Here is a 14,750-nt window from a genome sequence, read left to right on the forward strand (position 1 = left end):
TTATTTTTCTTTATTTATAAGCTTAATGATTGTATCATTTTGTGTCATAGCAGCATAATCCTTGGCATTTTTCCCTCTATTATCTTTGAAATTTATATCGGCATTGGCATCCATCAATAGTTTTATTATTTCCTCATTGCGAAAAATGATAGCATAATGTAGAGGTGTCGTTCCATTAACGTCTGCCGAATTTGGATTTGCCTTTAATTTAAGTAGATGTTTAACAATTAAAGGTCTGTTCTTGTAAACAGCTGCCATTAAGGGTGTGCCGTAGTCACTATTACCATCTATATCTTCTACATTAGAAGCTAAAAATAAAGCGACCTCTTCATTTCCCTTATAACACGCGAGAGTTAATGGACAATAGCCATTACTATCTACAGCATTTATCGTATCCAAATTTATGGCCATCAAAGTTTTTACATCTGTAACTGTGCCAGAGCGAGCTACATCGAAAATATTTTTTTGTGCAAAACCATGAAAAACCGACAAAAACAAACAGTAAATCAAGCAAAACTTTTTGATATTCAAAACAATAGATTTGAGAAATTTTAAGCTAAAATAGTAATTAAAAGGCGATTAAGACAAGCCGTTTATCGAAAAAAACAACTTATTTACTCAAATACATTTTACGTCTCGAATACAAGTTGTAAAATTCATCATCTTTTAAACTATCAATAAACAGGATACTTTCTCCTGTACTTTTCATCTCTGGCCCTAATTTTTTATTCACATTAGGAAATTTGTTAAATGAAAATACTGGCTGTTTGATGGCATAACCTTCTAAATGCGGTTTAAAATCAAAATCGGTAACTTTTTTCTCACCTAACATAACTTTAGTAGCATAATTAACGTAAGGTTCGCCATAAGCTTTTGCAATAAAAGGTACTGTTCTCGAGGCTCTAGGATTTGCTTCAATGATATAAACCATATCATCTTTTACTGCAAATTGAATATTAATTAATCCAACCGTATTCAATGCTAATGCTATCTTTTTGGTATGATCTTTAATTTGTTGCATCACAAATTCTCCTAGATTGAAAGGTGGTAATGTTGCATTACTATCTCCAGAATGGATACCACAAGGCTCAATATGCTCCATAATACCAATAATATAAACATTTTCACCGTCGCAAATAGCATCAGCTTCTGCTTCAATTGCACCATCTAAATAATGGTCTAACAATAATTTATTATTTGGGATTTTGCGTAATAAATCCACAACATGTTCTTCCAGCTCTTTTTTATTGATGACAATCTTCATGCCTTGACCACCTAATACATAAGATGGTCTCACCAAAATCGGGAAATCCAATTTATCTGCAACTGCTAAAGCTTCGTCTGCCGTTGAGGCCGTGTCAAATTCTGGATAAGGAATATTGTTTTCTTTAAGTAATGTTGAAAAACTCCCTCTATCTTCAGCTAAATCTAAAGATTGATAAGTTGTTCCAATAATTTTTATGCCGTAACGGTCTAATTTCTCTGCCAATTTTAAAGCGGTCTGTCCTCCTAATTGCACAATAACACCCTCAGGCTTTTCATGTCTAATAATATCGTAGATATGTTCCCAAAATACTGGTTCAAAATACAATTTATCAGCAATATCAAAATCTGTTGAAACCGTTTCAGGATTACAGTTGATCATAATTGTTTCGTAGCCACACTCAGCACTAGCCAATACACCATGAACACAACAATAATCAAACTCAATACCTTGTCCGATTCGATTTGGACCTGATCCTAAAACAATAATTTTCTTTTTATCAGAAACAACACTTTCAGTAGCAGAAAACTTCTCTCCATTAGGTGTTTCAACTTCATTTTCGAAGGTAGAATAGTAATATGGCGTTTGTGCCTTGAACTCCGCAGCACAAGTATCTACTAGCTTATAGACACGATTAATGTTAAATTCGTCTCGTTTATTGTACACTTGGCTTTCTAAACATTTAAGCATATGTGCAATTTGACGATCACCATATCCTTTTTGTTTTGCTTCAAGTAGCAAATCCCGCTCGATAGTATCAATAGTAAATGTCGAAATTTCTTTTTCTAAGTGGTACAGTTCTTCATATTGCTTTAAGAACCACATATCGATTTTAGTGATTTCATGAATTCTACTCAAAGGGATTCCCATTTGAATGGCGTCATAAATAGCAAATACACGATCCCAACTAGCATAAGTAAGTTTATCGATAATTTGTTGGTAATCTTTATAACCTTTTCCGTCTGCACCTAAACCATTACGTTTAATCTCCAAGGATTGTGTGGCTTTATGCAATGCCTCTTGAAACGAACGACCAATGGCCATTACTTCTCCTACTGCTTTCATTTGAAGACCAAGTGTTCTATCTGACCCTTCAAACTTATCAAAATTCCAACGTGGGATCTTAACAATAACATAATCCAAAGTTGGTTCAAATAAGGCAGAAGTAGATTTTGTAATTTGGTTACTCAATTCATCAAGTGTATAACCTAAAGCCAACTTTGCAGCAATTTTTGCAATTGGATAACCAGTAGCTTTACTTGCTAATGCAGAAGAACGTGACACACGAGGGTTAATTTCAATAGCAATTATTTCTTCCTCCTCGTCTGGACTTACAGCGAACTGTACATTACAACCACCAGCAAAATCACCAATACTTCTCATCATATGAATAGCCATATCACGCATTTTCTGAAAAGTCTTGTCAGAAAGTGTCATGGCAGGTGCTACTGTGATAGAATCACCTGTATGAATCCCCATAGGATCCATGTTTTCTATAGTACATATGATAACAACATTATCATTTTTATCTCTTAATAGCTCTAATTCGTATTCTTTCCAACCCATCATCGCCTTATCAATCATAACCTCATGGATTGGAGAAATTTCTAAACCTCGTGTTAGAGACTCATCAAACTCATCTTCATTATAAACTATTGAGGCACCTGCTCCACCTAAAGTAAAAGATGCTCTAATACACAGAGGAAAACCGAACTCTTGGGCGATTTCCTTTCCTTTTAAAAAGGACGTAGCTGTTTCTTGGGGTGCCATGCCAACACCGATTTCTAACATTAATTCTCTGAACTTTTCTCTATCTTCTGTAATATTGATGGCATCAATATTTACACCTATAATCTCTACATCAAAATCTTTCCATATTCCTTTTTCATCAGCTTCAATACACAAGTTCAAGGCTGTTTGGCCTCCCATAGTTGGCAATACAGCATCAATATGTGGATGTTCTTTTAGTATTTTAATAATTGACTTTGTAGTTAAAGGCAACAAATACACATGATCTGCCATAGATGGATCGGTCATAATTGTTGCTGGATTTGAATTGATAAGAACAGTTTCAATTCCGTCTTCACGAAGTGAACGTAACGCTTGTGATCCAGAATAATCAAACTCACAGGCTTGACCAATGATTATTGGCCCAGAACCAATGATTAGGATAGATTTTAATTTTTCGTTTTTTGGCATGTTTATTTTTTTTATGGTTGCAAAAATAGGTAACAAATGGGTACAAAAAAAGGTGTTACACCTAAGTAACACCCTTAAAATATTAACAATTGTTAATCATTATCTTTTATGTCTTGTTTCAGATGATACAGACAATTTCTTTCTTCCTTTAGCTCTTCTACGTGCTAAAACTTTTCTTCCGTTTACAGAAGCCATTCTTTCTCTGAAACCGTGCTTGTTCCTTCTCTTTCTTTTTGACGGTTGAAACGTTCTTTTTGGCATTGTCTTATATTTTTATAAACTAATATTCTTTTTTATAAATTGAGAGCTGTCTCAAAACTGGGTGCAAATATACAAAGAGTTTTTACTTTGACAAATCTAAATATAAAATTATTTTAGATATTTATATCAGGCTATATTCTAGCAACAAATTGACAAAAAATTAGTTTCTTTGTAAATCGAAAAAAGAGGAACGAAATGAAGTTTAATATATTACGATTTTTAGTCGCATTTCTGGTGACTATAAACGTCTCGACTGCACAAACTAGCCTAGTCTACAATCTCAAAATAGGAGATCAATTTAAGGTGCAGCAAACTGCTAATCAAGACATTACACAAGATATGAATGGTCAAAAACACGAAATGACCAATCTTATAGAAGGTGATTTCACATTTACAATTGAAGGTGTCAATGATAGTTTATATACGATCAAATTTAAGTTTGACCGTTTTAAAATGGAATCTAAATCAAACCTTGCAGGCAATATCATGTCTGTAAATACTGTAGATCCAGTGACTGAAGGTGACATCGAAGCAAAAATATTCGCTCAACTCATCAATACAGATCTTACTATGGAAATGTATAAAAATGGTAAAATTAAGTCTATTGAAGGCGCTGAGGCCTTAATTGACAAAATGGTCAATGCTGTTGGTGATATTGACGAATTCACAAAAGAAGTCATGAAAGAAGGAATGCGAGGAGAATTTAGCAACGAAAGCCTTGCTAAAAGTTTTGAACAGATGACTTACATCTACCCTTCTACTGAAACCAAGAAAGGAGATTCATGGAATAATACATTTGAAGGTGATTTATCTGCAGAAAATACTTGGACATTAGATGACATAAAAAAAGACGATGTTATGATAAGTGGAGTTAGTACAATTACCTTTAAAACTAATGATGAAGATGTTGAAATGAATTTGGCTGGAGATATGACTAGTACTATTATTACATCACTAGAAACTGGATTTGTGAAATCCATGTCTAGCAAATCTGTTGCAACAGGTAACTCCATCATGCATAAAATGAATGCTATGAAGTTACCAACATCAATTACTACAAACGTTACTTACAAAATAGAAAAACATGTTCAATAAAAACATAAAACTTGTCATTGCTGGATTAATAATAGCCTATGCCGTATATCAATTTATTGAAGGCTACATTGGCAATGGTATCATGTACATATTACTATCGCTTATTTTTATCTTTTTATATTTTAAAAACGAGTTTATCCTACTGGCTTTTTTAAAACTAAGAAAACAAGATTTTGAAGGTGCCAAAAATTGGTTGAATAAAATCAAAAATCCATCAAGTGCTCTTGTGAAAAAACAGGAAGGGTACTATAACTATCTACATGGTGTTATGGTATCACAAACCAACATGAATGAAGCAGAAAAGTACTTTAAAAAAGCACTGGGCTTAGGATTATCAATGGACCATGACGTAGCGATGGCAAAATTAAACCTAGCTGGAATTGCCTTTAGTAAGCGTCGACCAATTGAAGCAAAACAATTGCTCAATGAAGCTCAAAAACTTGATAAAAGAGGCATCTTGACCGAACAAATTAAAATGATGAAAGATGGGATGAAAAAATCCCAAGGCCCAAAGCAACACTACGGAAATCGTAATATGAGACGACGTTAAAACGCTCTCTTTCAGATGTATTTCATCGATGTTTTGTTAAAAAACGCTTCGTTTCTCCACGATTTTGACTTTTTAACGACTTTTTTTGATGCCATTTTACAGGCTCAATAAATTTGTAACTTATTAACCTACAAAAGATTAGACATGCGAGTTTATAGTTGTATACTAATGTTTACATGTATGTTTTTGGCATTCCCTCAACAGCAAAAAATATACTTCGATACCCAAATCGCCAAACATTTAAAAGCATATAGGGCTAAGTCTGAGGTTGCCATTCAAAATGGTGACAACATTTATGCTGGGTTTTTATTTGATTCTATTTTTAATAATTACCTAAAGCATAGTTATATTAGAGATATCTCCCTAAACAAAGTAAAAGGAGGTTCCTTAAAAACGTCGACTCTCGACAAACCTTTTCTTTTAATTACTAAATCTTCTTGGGAGCAAATTAATCTGGAAGAGATTAATGAAATTAACCGAATGTCTAAACTCTATAAAGATCAAATTGACATCATAATCTTGTTTTGGGATTCAAAAACTAAAGCTAAGGCGCTTTCTAAAAACTATAATTCTAATGTTATAATCACCTATGTTGATGAACGTAAGAATAATTCAAACCACATTATTGCAACATTTAAGCACTCCTTTGGAGCACCAGCATGTTTCTACATTTCAGAAGAAAAACAACTCGTTCGAATTGACAAGAAATTTACTATAGTTAAAGATGAAAATAGATCTGAAGTAGCATTTAACGTAATCCATGAAAAGATCAAATGGATGCTTTTCAAAGAAGAGCCTAATTCTGAAGGTCTTATTATTTCTACTGTTAATTAATTATAAAGGCTATCCATTAAGGCTTTACTGAGTAATAGCCCTCTTTAGGAATATCTATAAAATACTTTTTTCTGGATGCATTGTTAAGCTTTGGCTCTCTTAACCAAGGATTGTGAATTTTCAATATCTTATAATTAATTCCGAAGCGCTCTGCAAATTTTGTAAAGTCGGTAACTACAGTATCTACTTCCACTTTGTAGGTTGGAATCGTTTTATAAAGATCTTCCGAAGTAAAGTTAAAACCATATTTTTTAGGATGATTTAGAATCTCTTTAAGCGCTACAATTCTAAAGAGATAACGTCCAGTCTCCTCGCCTAACAATAAATCGTAATAATTAGACACACCTTGCTCTTTTAATCGTCTAGAAACACCTGCATTACCTGCATTGTATGCTGCTGCTGCTAATGTCCACGACCCCAAGTTTTTTTTAGATCTCAATAAGTATTTACAAGCCACTTCTGTAGCCTTTTCCAAATGATAACGTTCATCAACATTATTATTAATCTCTAATCCATTCTCTCTACCTGTTGTTTTCATAATTTGCCAAACACCTCGCGCTCCTGCTGGAGATACAGCATTGGTTAGTCCACTTTCAATAACAGCTAAATACTTAAAATCTTCAGGAATTCCATTCTTCTTTAAGATAGGTTCTATAATTGGAAAATACTTCTCGGCACGTTTGAACATTAATAGACCATTAGATTGCCAATAGGTATTGACAAGTAACTCTCTATCCATTCGTTCTAATATATCGGGATCTTGTAATGGCATATTTTCTCCTGCAAAATTCAAATCGTCAGGAACAGATATTGCATATACGTTATAATCGTTAATCACTTTGATAGGCTCTGCTACCTCTTGATCAGAAGGTGATTTTTCTGCTTGAACTGCAAAAATAAACAGTCCAGACACACATATAAGACCAATTGTTGCTAAAATATTCTTAATCATTGTCATATTCATTTTATTTAGGGGACAGTCATTTAATCGACTGCAAGTCAAATGTATAAAATTAAATCGTTGGTTTCAAGCTAGTCTAAAATTAGTTTTGGTAAATTTTCGTTAAACCATTTATATTTATTGATGACCATGATATGAGATCCACCTTTAATAACGATACAATCTCCTGCACATGAATGTGGAAAAACAGCATCTTTATCGCCATGGATATAAATAGCTTTTTCATTGGGCGCTTCTTGATTCCATTCGATCACATTTTCAATAGCCCAATCTAGGTATTGTTTATCACTCACAGACAGATATTTTTTATAAAGTTCTATACGCTTGGTAATCGTTTCACCAAAAGCATATTTTGCTAAAAAGTCTATATTACCAACCAATTGTGTAGGTAATAGTTTGTAGGCCTTGGTATATTTCATAAGCTTCATACGTTTAGGCAACTCATGTTTTGATTTCACGCTAGACACGACAAACAGCTTTCGCAAACTCATATACTTACTCATCTCTTGGACTAGAATACCTCCAAAAGACACACCCAACAACACAACATTTTCATGTTTAATATTTGCAATCATACGTTTAGCATAAGACTCCAGAGATTCTTTTTTATGAGGAATCATCCATTCTAACCAATGTATCTCAAACTGCTCTTCAGGGAGTTTTATATGCTCAAATATAGTTGGGTTGGCTGCCATTCCTGGCATAAGATATATATGTATAATTTCTTGCTGCATAAGTGTTTAAAATAAAGACTCTTTAATATCTGTGATATTTTTCGTAAATTTGCACTACAAAACTATACAAAAGTATAGTTCCACCCTACCGACCATTGAATTAAATACAAATTATTATGATTGATGCTGCTGAATTAACAGACAATGACTTTTTACGCCAATTCGAATTAAAAGTAGACGGTGAACTTGCAAAAATTGAGTATTCTCTACAAGATCGAAAAATCTTTTTAACAAAGCTTATTATTCCAGACAGAGTCACAAATGACGAGTTTGAAGAAGAGTTTTTAACACTCGTTTTTGAAAACATTGCCGAACGCAACATAAGTGTTGTACCAACAAGCCCAGAGATTGCAAAATTTATAAGGCGACACCGAAAATATAAAAAGATGTTACCTGTAGGTATCAGAATATAACTCATAAATCATCCGAAGCTTTAAAACTTCGGTTTTTTTATACCACCTTCTCTTCAACAAACTCAAATCTCACACTACCATCATCATCAATCTTTGACAATTCTACATCTTGTAATGTATTAACTAGTGCCGGATTCCAAGGTGCTTTCACCTTAACGTAGTTTTCTGTAAATCCGTGAATGTAACCTTCTTTGTTTTCACCTTCAAATAAAACTGTACGAGTACTCCCTATTTGGCTTTCATAGAATGCTCTTCTCTTTTTAGCTGAAAGTCCACGAAGCATTTTACTGCGTTTAGCTCTTACCTTTTTAGGCACAACGCCGTTTAAAGACGCTGCAACTGTATTATCACGTTCAGAATAGGTAAATACGTGCAAGTAGGAGATATCGAGTTCATTTAAAAAATTATAGGTCTCCAAGAATAACTCATCTGTTTCTCCAGGAAACCCAACAATAACATCAACACCAATACAAGCATGAGGCATAACGTCTTTAATCTTGGTCACACGATCTACATACAATTCTTTCATATAGCGACGACGCATCAACTTGAGAAGCTCGTTGCTTCCACTTTGTAACGGAATATGAAAATGAGGTACAAACGTTTTACTCTTCGATACAAAATCTATGGTCTCATTTTTTAGTAAATTAGGTTCAATAGAGGAGATACGTAAACGTTCTATCCCTTCAACATCATCTAAAGCTTGAACTAATTCAAAAAATGTATGTTCATGTTTTTTATTTCCGAATTCTCCTTTTCCGTAGTCACCAATATTAACGCCTGTCAATACAATTTCCTTGATGTTCTTTGCCAAAATCTCTTTAGCATTTTGAAGTACATTCTCTAAAGTATCACTTCTAGAAATTCCACGTGCCAAAGGAATCGTACAATACGTACACTTATAATCACAACCATCTTGTACTTTTAAAAAGGCACGCGTACGGTCTCCAAACGAATAACTACCTACATAGAAATCTGCGTCTTGTATTTCGCAGCTATGCACTTCTCCCATATCATTTTTAGACAGATCATTGAGATAGTCGGTAATTTTAAATTTTTCAGTAGCACCAAGTACCAAATCGACGCCTTCAACATCTGCCAATTCTTGAGGTTTCAATTGTGCATAACAACCCACTGCTGCGACAAAGGCTTCAGGGTTTAATTTTTGTGCTTGTTTTACAATAGATTTAAAACGTTTATCAGCATTCTCAGTTACAGAACAGGTATTGATAACATATATATCTGCTTTCTCTTTAAAATCAACACGCTCAAACCCTTCCGAAGAAAAATTTCTAGCAATTGTAGAGGTTTCAGAAAAATTGAGTTTACAACCCAATGTATAAAATGCGACTTTTTTATCCATATAATGATCTCGTATTTCCTTTAGCTCAGAAATCTATTTATATTTACTCGTTTCTAAATTTAGAGTGCGCAAATTTACGTAATTGTTAGACTTCTCACAATTTCTCAACAATCTCTGAGCTTAAAAACCAATAATTTACAGATATATGTCTAAAGCTGAAGCTAGAATAAAGGAGGTTATTTCATTTTTACAAAATAAAGATACGGTTCTTGGATACCGAAAATTAATGGATTGTGCTATTGACACGCAAGATCTAGATATTTATAGAGAAGTGATCGCGCTTACCGATTGGAAAGAACAATTTCCAGAGAAAGAAGATGAACTTATAGAAAAGTCACTTTCTATTTTAGAGCGAATTTCGAAAGTTCCAATTTCAGAATATGAAACGAATAATCCAGTGGTTATTGGCGAACAATTGACAAAAAGCTATGGTTATAATCGTTTTAAGCTTGGACCAATTTCTGTTAAGATTCATAAAGGTGAAGTCTATGGATTGGTTGGTGAAAACGGAAATGGTAAAACCACATTATTACGTCTTTTGGCAAAGGAACTTAAGTATAATGAAGGTCATTTAGATTTTAGATTTGATACGATCTATAATTCAGATTATGATTTAAGAACCAACTTGGTGTACATACCACAACGTACACAAAAATGGTATGGCAGCCTAAAAGACAATCTTAAGTTTGTATTGTCAAATTATGGCATACCTCCAGAGGAAAATGAAACTCGTGTGTTGATGATGATTGCGCGTTTTGGGTTATGGAATTACAAACATTTAAAATGGAACGAACTGTCTTCTGGGTACAAAATGCGTTTTGAATTGGCTCGAACATTACTGAGACAGCCAGAATTATTGCTATTAGACGAGCCTTTAGCAAACTTAGATGTATTGGCACAACAAGTAATTTTAGAGGACTTAAAATCGATGTGCAATTCTATAAATAATCCGATTGCTCTTATTTTAAGTTCACAGCAATTGTATGAGGTTGAAAAAATTTCGGATAAAGTTATCTATTTAAAAGATGGTAAATACAAAGACAATAAAACCACTATTGCTGATGAAAAGAATCAACTTATAGTAGAGATTGATTGTGAGGCCAAACGTGATACTTTGCTATCAATTTTTAAAGATCTACAATTAGAAAAACTGATTTATAATGGTGGGATTTATGTCGCCTATTTTAAGGACGACACCACCTTTTCTTCAGTATTAGAATTATTGGGAAAACATCAAATCGATGTCACCTACACCAGAAACATAAGTAAATCTACTAGACGATTCTTCGTTTCATAATCCATTTTAGATGAAAGCATTTATATATAAAACCAATCAATATTTACTGGAACGTTTTCCAACCGTATGGAATACAAGACTCATTTGGATGTTGCTCACCGCATTCTTGTTGCATCTTCTATTTTTTATCATAGGGTTTTTCACGCTGTCCAATCCTAAGATTCTACAAGAGCCTTTTATAGATTACATCTTCTTTGAAAATGGCACTGTTTTTTTGTCGTCAATAATTTCGCTATTACTCATTGTGATTTGGCTCATCTTTATGTTTAAAAACAATGCATTTAAAAACTTCTATCCTACTAGCCAATCTAAACTTTTTGGACAATTTCTATGTTATTTACTAATCATTTTCTCGTGTACGACCTTTAATTTATCTTATGAGTATGGCATGAAAACTTATATTGCCACGTCTTACCATGATGATCAAATAAATAAAGAAATAGAAATAGCTAATGATGTTAATATGTTTCTGTCGGAAAGTGTTTCTAATTACACTGTAGACAAACGACGTTTCCCAAAACCATTTTACGAACTGTATTGTGAAGATCGAGAAAAATTTATCGACTATGAAAAGCCCCACATTAACTTTTTAGACGAATCTTTTCAATTTTACACCTTGACCACAAAAGAGGTCCCAATAAATAACAATCGTGCTATTTCGCTAGAATCTGATAGTATTTATGACAATTTTGTGTTTAGTAAAACGAAAGGCGCTACAGAGGTCTACTACTTTAAAGATTCTGTCGTTGATTACACCTCGTTTCTAAAATCGGCAAAACCAAGTTACTATAATATGTCTTCGACATTTTATGTATCAAAAAATGACACGCTTAATGATGACTTTCACTTATTTAGTTACAATAATTATCAAAGTTATGATTATGATAATTATTACAACAGGCCAGAGTTTTCGATACGTCATCAATTGAGAAACCAAAGAAATTATGAACTTCTTAAACACAATAATCGTATAGAAATTAAGACATTAATGGAGGCTTTTTTAAGGTTTTCAAATCATTATAAAATTGATCATAACCTTTCTGCAGAGCAATGGCTCGAGATGGTTTATCATCCCGAAGATGATTTTGAAGTCAAACACTTTATTAGAGATAATCCTAAAGATGATTATGATTATGTGAGTCCAGCCTCATTGGAACAAACAGAAATTCAAAAGTTTTATAAAGATCATTTATCTGATTTCCATTATGATAAAGATGCCTTAGAAAATGTATTTAGAAATATTGAATACGTTAAAAGCAGTAACCCTTTTATGGAAAGTATTCATTTCTCGATGTGGTTTACATTTATATTGGCTATTATCATCTTTATGTTTAGAATTACTGGGCTAAAACCATTATTATTTAGCATTATCACTGTTGGATTACTTACGCTTTTTGTGACACTAATAACGGCATTACTATTTTATGCTGTGCGTGGCAGTGATAATGAAGCTATTTATTTCATATCATATTTTGGACTTTTCCTAGGCTCGTTAATTTTAGCTATCCCACTATTTTTTATTGATAAAGTCAAAAAACTCATCGTGGCTATTTGTGTGAATATATCGATTTTTGGTTTTGCCTTATATGTTTTTTTAATTCTTGCTATCATTTCAATGCATCAAAATGACGCATGTGACATGGATATCTATTTATATAAACAAAACCTTCAATGTCCTACAATACTAGGTGCTCTCGATGAGAATTGGAGTTTTGTGCTATTTGCAATTGCGCTTATATTTATCTTTTTATATTCGAAAGTTATAAAGAAATGGAAATCACTCCCTGAAGGTTAATCTATGAACAACTTTAAATACATACTGCTTTCCCTTTTAGTTATTTCTATGTTCTTTTCATGCGGAAATAGTACGAATTCAACAAAAGACCATCTCGTATTTAGATATAATGAGCACAAAAACATTGGGTCTTTAGATCCGGCTTTTGCTAAAGACAATGCTGATATTTGGGCTATCAACCAGTTGTTTAATGGCTTGGTACAAATGGACGAAAATTTAAATGTTCAACCTTGTATTGCAAAAGATTGGACGATTTCCGACGATGCACTTACTTATACGTTTTCACTTCGAAATGATGTTACATTTCATCCTCATGAATTATTTGGTAAAGATTCTACACGAACCGTAACCGCTAATGATTTTGAATATAGTTTATTTAGATTATGCGACAGTAAAACGGCTTCTCCAGGTAGTTGGGTGGTTAATAACCTCTGGGATATTGAAGCAAAAAATGATTCTCTGAGAATTATTTTAAAATCTCCAGACCCTTCTTTCATTGGAAAGCTTACAATGAAGTACTGCTCTGTTGTACCAAAAGAAATTGTAACCTACTACAATAGTGATTTTAGAGCTAACCCAATAGGTACAGGTCCATTTAAACTAAAACGTTGGGAAGAAAATTTAAAACTCGTTTTCCGAAGAAATGATCAGTATTTTGAAACAGACACCAATGGAGATCAATTACCATATTTGGAAGCTGTTGCAATAACCTTTTTACCAGATAAGCAGAGTGAATTTCTACAATTTGCTCAAGGAAACATTGATTTTGTGTCTGGGTTGGATGCCTCATATAAGGATGAGATTTTAACTGCAAGCGGTAATTTACGTGATAGCTACGAAACAGATGTGAATATGATTCGGGGACCATATTTAAATACCGAATATTTGGCATTTTTTATGGATTCTGAAATCCCCGAAATGCAATCACAAACCTTACGTCAAGCCATAAATTATGGATTCGACAAACAAAAGATGATGACCTATTTACGCAATGGTATTGGTATTCCTGCTCATGGTGGTTTTATTCCAAAAGGTTTACCAGGATATAGTGAAACTATAGGATTTGATTATCAACCTGAAAAAGCAAAGCAATTGGTACAGCAATTTAAAACAGATACTGGAATCAATACCCCAGAAATTACAATTACAACAACTAGTAATTATTTAAGCTTTTGTGAATACATACAGCGAGAGCTGCAAAAAATTGGAATAATAGTTAATGTAGATGTCGTACCAGCTGCAACATTAAAAGATGCAAAGGCTAATGGTAAATTAGATATGTTTAGAGCGAGTTGGGTTGCCGATTATCCTGATGCTGAAAATTATTTATCTCTCTATTCAAGTAAGAATTTTGCGCCTAATGGTCCAAACTATACACATTTTACAAGTAAAACATTTGATGAATGGTACCAAAGTGCTTTTACTATCACAGATCCCAAAGTGCGTGAAACATTGTATACTAAAATGGACAGTTTAGTGATGGCTAATACACCTATTGTCCCTTTGTTTTATGATGAAGTGGTAAGGTTTACAAGGAAAAATGTAACTGGATTAGGAATAAATCCAATTAATTTACTAGACCTAAAACGCGTTAGAAAAAATAAATAGGGCTATTATATATTATCTGAATTTTTACCGATATCCTGAATTTCATTCGTGTCGATAACAACATTTTTTTTCCAGGCTTTCTTCAAAATCGAATATAAAAGATACACAGCGCCAAGTGCTATTGGTAAAGCTATTATTGTCAATAATAATGTATTCTCCCAGTCAATACCTAATCCAAAAACCTCATCAGCAATCCCTAAAAGGACACCACCAATCAATGCAGCCACATAATAAGATACAACACCTAGAATTGCAAAAACCCACTTGTTTTGATTGTGCTCTTCTGCTAATCTAAAAAAACTTCTTCCAATGAATATTATGAGTAGAATTTCTAGCATGGTTTTATTTAAATTAATGGTTAGTACACCAAAACTAA

14 protein-coding genes are annotated in these 14,750 nt (G+C 33.2%); 7 read left to right on the forward strand and 7 right to left on the reverse strand.

Going from position 1 to position 14,750, the window contains the following annotated elements; genetic code table 11:
- The 3 genes from Q0783_RS08255 to rpmH form a co-directional block, all read right to left on the reverse strand.
- On the reverse strand, positions 1-531 hold the full coding sequence (locus Q0783_RS08255; protein WP_298894426.1) for an ankyrin repeat domain-containing protein: 531 nt from the start codon (positions 529-531) through the stop codon (positions 1-3).
- Between the two features lie 79 nt (positions 532-610).
- Positions 611-3,463, reverse strand: a complete 2,853-nt coding sequence (gene carB / locus Q0783_RS08260; RefSeq protein WP_298758462.1) for a carbamoyl-phosphate synthase large subunit — start codon at positions 3,461-3,463, stop codon at positions 611-613.
- A gap of 99 nt (positions 3,464-3,562) precedes the next feature.
- Positions 3,563-3,724, reverse strand: coding sequence for a 50S ribosomal protein L34 (gene rpmH, locus Q0783_RS08265; RefSeq protein ID WP_028873397.1), 162 nt, complete (start codon positions 3,722-3,724; stop codon positions 3,563-3,565).
- Between the two features lie 195 nt (positions 3,725-3,919).
- On the opposite strand from rpmH, the gene Q0783_RS08270 reads away from it, so the two are divergent.
- From Q0783_RS08270 to Q0783_RS08280, 3 genes are all read left to right on the forward strand, one after another.
- Positions 3,920-4,819, forward strand: coding sequence for a DUF6263 family protein (locus tag Q0783_RS08270; RefSeq protein WP_298894427.1), 900 nt, complete (start codon positions 3,920-3,922; stop codon positions 4,817-4,819).
- A complete protein-coding gene (locus Q0783_RS08275; protein WP_230936286.1) occupies positions 4,809-5,369 on the forward strand; it encodes a DUF2892 domain-containing protein in 561 nt (186 codons plus the stop codon). The genes Q0783_RS08270 and Q0783_RS08275 overlap by 11 nt, the downstream gene beginning before the upstream one ends.
- 144 nt (positions 5,370-5,513) lie before the next feature.
- The gene (locus tag Q0783_RS08280) at positions 5,514-6,203 is read left to right on the forward strand and encodes a hypothetical protein (protein WP_298894428.1); all 690 of its coding nucleotides are present in this window, start codon (positions 5,514-5,516) and stop codon (positions 6,201-6,203) included.
- Positions 6,204-6,219: 16 nt separating this feature from the next.
- Here Q0783_RS08280 and Q0783_RS08285 read toward each other — a convergent pair whose 3' ends face one another.
- Both Q0783_RS08285 and Q0783_RS08290 read right to left on the reverse strand, forming a co-directional pair.
- Positions 6,220-7,161, reverse strand: a complete 942-nt coding sequence (locus Q0783_RS08285) for a lytic transglycosylase domain-containing protein (RefSeq protein WP_298894429.1) — start codon at positions 7,159-7,161, stop codon at positions 6,220-6,222.
- A 74-nt stretch (positions 7,162-7,235) separates the two neighbouring features.
- The gene (locus Q0783_RS08290; RefSeq protein WP_298894430.1) at positions 7,236-7,898 is read right to left on the reverse strand and encodes an alpha/beta hydrolase; all 663 of its coding nucleotides are present in this window, start codon (positions 7,896-7,898) and stop codon (positions 7,236-7,238) included.
- 116 nt (positions 7,899-8,014) lie between these two features.
- On the opposite strand from Q0783_RS08290, the gene Q0783_RS08295 reads away from it, so the two are divergent.
- Entirely contained in the window at positions 8,015-8,311 is a 297-nt protein-coding gene (locus tag Q0783_RS08295; RefSeq protein ID WP_298894431.1) for an N-acetyltransferase, read from the forward strand.
- A 37-nt stretch (positions 8,312-8,348) separates the two neighbouring features.
- Here the strand turns inward: Q0783_RS08295 and mtaB are convergent, their stop codons facing one another.
- Positions 8,349-9,674 (reverse strand): tRNA (N(6)-L-threonylcarbamoyladenosine(37)-C(2))-methylthiotransferase MtaB, encoded by a 1,326-nt coding sequence (gene mtaB, locus Q0783_RS08300; RefSeq protein WP_298894432.1) that lies wholly within the window; start codon positions 9,672-9,674, stop codon positions 8,349-8,351.
- 145 nt (positions 9,675-9,819) lie between these two features.
- Between mtaB and Q0783_RS08305 the strand changes: the two genes are divergently transcribed.
- The 3 genes from Q0783_RS08305 to Q0783_RS08315 are packed head-to-tail and all read left to right on the forward strand — an operon-like array spanning position 9,820 to position 14,374.
- The gene (locus Q0783_RS08305; protein WP_298894433.1) at positions 9,820-10,971 is read left to right on the forward strand and encodes an ATP-binding cassette domain-containing protein; all 1,152 of its coding nucleotides are present in this window, start codon (positions 9,820-9,822) and stop codon (positions 10,969-10,971) included.
- A gap of 10 nt (positions 10,972-10,981) precedes the next feature.
- Positions 10,982-12,766 (forward strand): hypothetical protein, encoded by a 1,785-nt coding sequence (locus Q0783_RS08310; protein WP_298894434.1) that lies wholly within the window; start codon positions 10,982-10,984, stop codon positions 12,764-12,766.
- Between the two features lie 3 nt (positions 12,767-12,769).
- Positions 12,770-14,374 (forward strand): ABC transporter substrate-binding protein, encoded by a 1,605-nt coding sequence (locus tag Q0783_RS08315; protein ID WP_298894435.1) that lies wholly within the window; start codon positions 12,770-12,772, stop codon positions 14,372-14,374.
- Positions 14,375-14,379: 5 nt separating this feature from the next.
- Here Q0783_RS08315 and Q0783_RS08320 read toward each other — a convergent pair whose 3' ends face one another.
- Positions 14,380-14,712 carry a hypothetical protein gene (locus tag Q0783_RS08320; RefSeq protein ID WP_298894436.1) on the reverse strand — a complete coding sequence of 111 codons (333 nt, stop codon included), beginning with the start codon at positions 14,710-14,712 and terminating at the stop codon, positions 14,380-14,382.
- Positions 14,713-14,750 lie beyond the last annotated feature (38 nt).

Origin of the sequence: uncultured Psychroserpens sp., assembly GCF_947500255.1 — a bacterium.
Lineage (GTDB): Bacteria > Bacteroidota > Bacteroidia > Flavobacteriales > Flavobacteriaceae > Psychroserpens.